The 2621-nt window shown below is 71.8% G+C and carries 2 protein-coding genes and 1 tRNA gene; 1 reads left to right on the plus strand and 2 read right to left on the minus strand.

The features are described 5' to 3' along the window. Positions 1-7 precede the first annotated feature (7 nt). Positions 8-93 (plus strand) — tRNA-Leu (locus NQ160_RS22090). Positions 94-229: 136 nt separating this feature from the next. Here NQ160_RS22090 and NQ160_RS22095 read toward each other — a convergent pair. Continuing rightward, the gene (locus tag NQ160_RS22095) at positions 230-1324 is read right to left on the minus strand and encodes a VIT1/CCC1 transporter family protein (RefSeq protein ID WP_257517191.1); all 1095 of its coding nucleotides are present in this window, start codon (positions 1322-1324) and stop codon (positions 230-232) included. A 121-nt stretch (positions 1325-1445) separates the two neighbouring features. Continuing rightward, a partial coding sequence (locus tag NQ160_RS22100; protein ID WP_374113702.1) for a DEAD/DEAH box helicase occupies positions 1446-2621 on the minus strand: 1176 nt, incomplete at its 5' end.

The raw sequence follows: 2621 nt of genomic DNA on the forward strand, positions 1-2621 counted from the left end.
ACCCAATGCGCGGGTGGCGGAATAGGTAGACGCGCTAGCTTGAGGTGCTAGTGCCCTTTAACGGGCGTGGGGGTTCAAGTCCCCCCTCGCGCACAGATGAGAAGGCCCCCGAAAGGGGGCCTTCTTCAGTTTCTGGGGCGCCGGATACCCCGCTGCCGCGCTCGCCTGTCGCGTTTCGTCGCTTCGGGCGCCCGGAAGCGACGATTAGCGACAGGCGAAGCGCGCGCTGTCAGGCGACGGAGACGCCGAACGCCAGCCCGAGGACGTACGTGATCGCTGCGGCTCCCATGCCGATCGCGAGCTGACGCAGTGCGCGGCGCAGCGGCGGGCCACCGGAGAGCACCCCCACCATCGCACCGGTCGCCAGCAGCGCGATGCCGACGAGCACCAGAGCGAGCACCACGGCGACGACCCCTTCGAGGCCGAAGATCCAGGGCAGCACCGGGATGACCGCACCGGAGGCGAAGAACAGGAAGCTCGACGTCGCCGCGCCCCATGCTCCGCCCACGACGTCGTGCTCCTCGGCGTCGTCGACCGGGCGCCGGTAGGGCTGCGACCGGTCCGCCGCCTGCGCGGTCTCCACGAGGCGCCGGGCACGGGCCAGCGCTTCGTCGGCATCCAGTCCGCGGGCACGGTACACCAGCGCCACCTCGTTGGCGTCGAGGTCGAGATCGGGCAACGCCGCGTCGGCGAAGTCGCTGTGGCCGGTCGAGGCGAGCATCTCCCGCTGCGACCGCACCGAGACGAACTCGCCCGCGGCCATCGACAGCGCCCCGGCGAGCAGACCGGCCAGGCCGCTCAGCAGCACGAAAGGAGCTCCCACCCCCGCGGCGCCGATGCCCATCACGAGCGCGAGGTTCGACACCAGGCCGTCGTTCGCGCCGAACACCGCCGCACGGAACGTGCCCGACAGACGCCGCCTGCCGCGGGCGGCGAGGTTGCGCACCACCTCGTGGTGCACTTTCTCGTCGGCGACCATGGCCGCCGTGGCATACGGCTCGCTCTCGTACGGCGACCGCGCCTCGGCGTTCTGGGCAAGGGCCAGCACGAAGACCATGCCGAACCGGCGCGCCATCCAGCCCAGCATGCGGGTGTCCAGGCTCGGGCTGGGCAGGCGCTTGGGCTCCCCGTCGAGCAGGCCCAGCCAGTGCGACTCGTGTCGCCCCTCGGCATCGGCCAGCGCGAGCAGGATCTCGCGCTCTTCGCCCGTCCGCCGCTCGGCGAGCGTGCGGTACAGACGTGCCTCAGCGCGCTCGTCGACGAGGTACTGCGCCCACCGCCGGCGGTCCCGCGCGGTCGGTGCGGGGGGCGCGGGCGCGTTCATGAGACCTCCGGTCGGGAGCAGGAAGGGGGATGCCTTCTACGGTAATCAGCGCCGCGTGACCGTTACGGCCGAAAACCGTGATTGTCAGCATTTCGGGGTTCCGAAGCGCCAGCGGTGAGGGCTAGGAGTGCACGCGGCGACGGAGCAGGTCGATGCGGGCCTGCAGCTGCGCGACCGTGGCGTGCGAGACCGCCGGCCCGCCGCACAGGCGTCGCAGTTCGGCGTGCACCGCGCCGTGCGGCTCGCCGCTCTGCCGCGCGTACACGCCGACGAGGCTGTTGAGCAGCTGCCGCTGCTCCTTGAGCGTGCGGTGCAGCGCCGGCGGCAGCGTCGTGGCCGGCGGGGCTCCGGTGGCATCCGCCTGCTGCGCCTCGCTGGTCTCGCGCGCCTTGCGGTGCCGGCCCTGCCGCGCTTGCCGCTGCATGAGCAGCTCGTGCACATGCTCGGGCTCGAGCAGCCCCGGCAAGCCCAGGAACTCCTCCTCCTCGGGGGTTCCTGGCACCGCGAGCTGGCCGAACTCCTTGCCGTCGAAGAGCACGCGGTCGAAGTGGGCGACCGAGCCGAGCGCCTGGTAACTGAACTCCTCGGTGAGCGAGTCGGATGCCTTGTCCTCGCGCTCCGCCTCGGCCAGCAGGGTGTCCTCGAGGCCGTCGTCGTCGCCCGACTCGCGGTCCAGCGCGTGGTCGCGCTCGCGCTCCATCTCATTGGCGAGGGCCAGCAGCTGCGGCACGTGCGGCAGGAAGACGCTCGCCGACTCGCCCCGGCGGCGAGCGCGCACGAAACGGCCGATCGCCTGGGCGAAGAAGAGCGGGGTCGACGCGCTCGTGGCATAGACGCCGACCGACAGCCGGGGCACGTCGACGCCTTCCGACACCATGCGCACCGCGACCATCCAGCGCGACGTGCCCTTCGCGAACTCCTCGATGCGACCGGATGCCGCGGGGTCGTCCGAGAGCACGACGGTCGTGGGCTCGCCCGTGATGTCGCGGAGGATCGCCGCGTACGCCCGTGCGGCGGTCTGGTCGGTCGCGATGACGAGGCCGCCGGCGTCGGGGACTTCCTGCCGCACCTCGCTGAGTCGCCGATCGGCGCTGCGCAGCACCGCGGGGATCCAGTCGCCCTGCGGGTCCAGCGCGGTGCGCCAGGCCTGCGAGTTGATGTCCTTCGTGTTGTCCTGGCCGAGGTGCGCCTCGTACTCGTCGCCGGCCTTGGTGCGCCAGCGCATCTGTCCCGCGTACACGAGGAACAGCACCGGACGCACGACCCCATCGGCGAGGGCACGCCCGTAGCCGTAGTT

This window comes from Microbacterium sp. zg.Y909 (assembly GCF_024626565.1).

What these genes read in the sequence shown, in the direction of transcription:
- NQ160_RS22095 (WP_257517191.1), bottom strand. Translation starts at nt 1,324, where the DNA reads ATGAACGCGCCCGCGCCCCCCGCACCGACCGCGCGGGACCGCCGGCGG.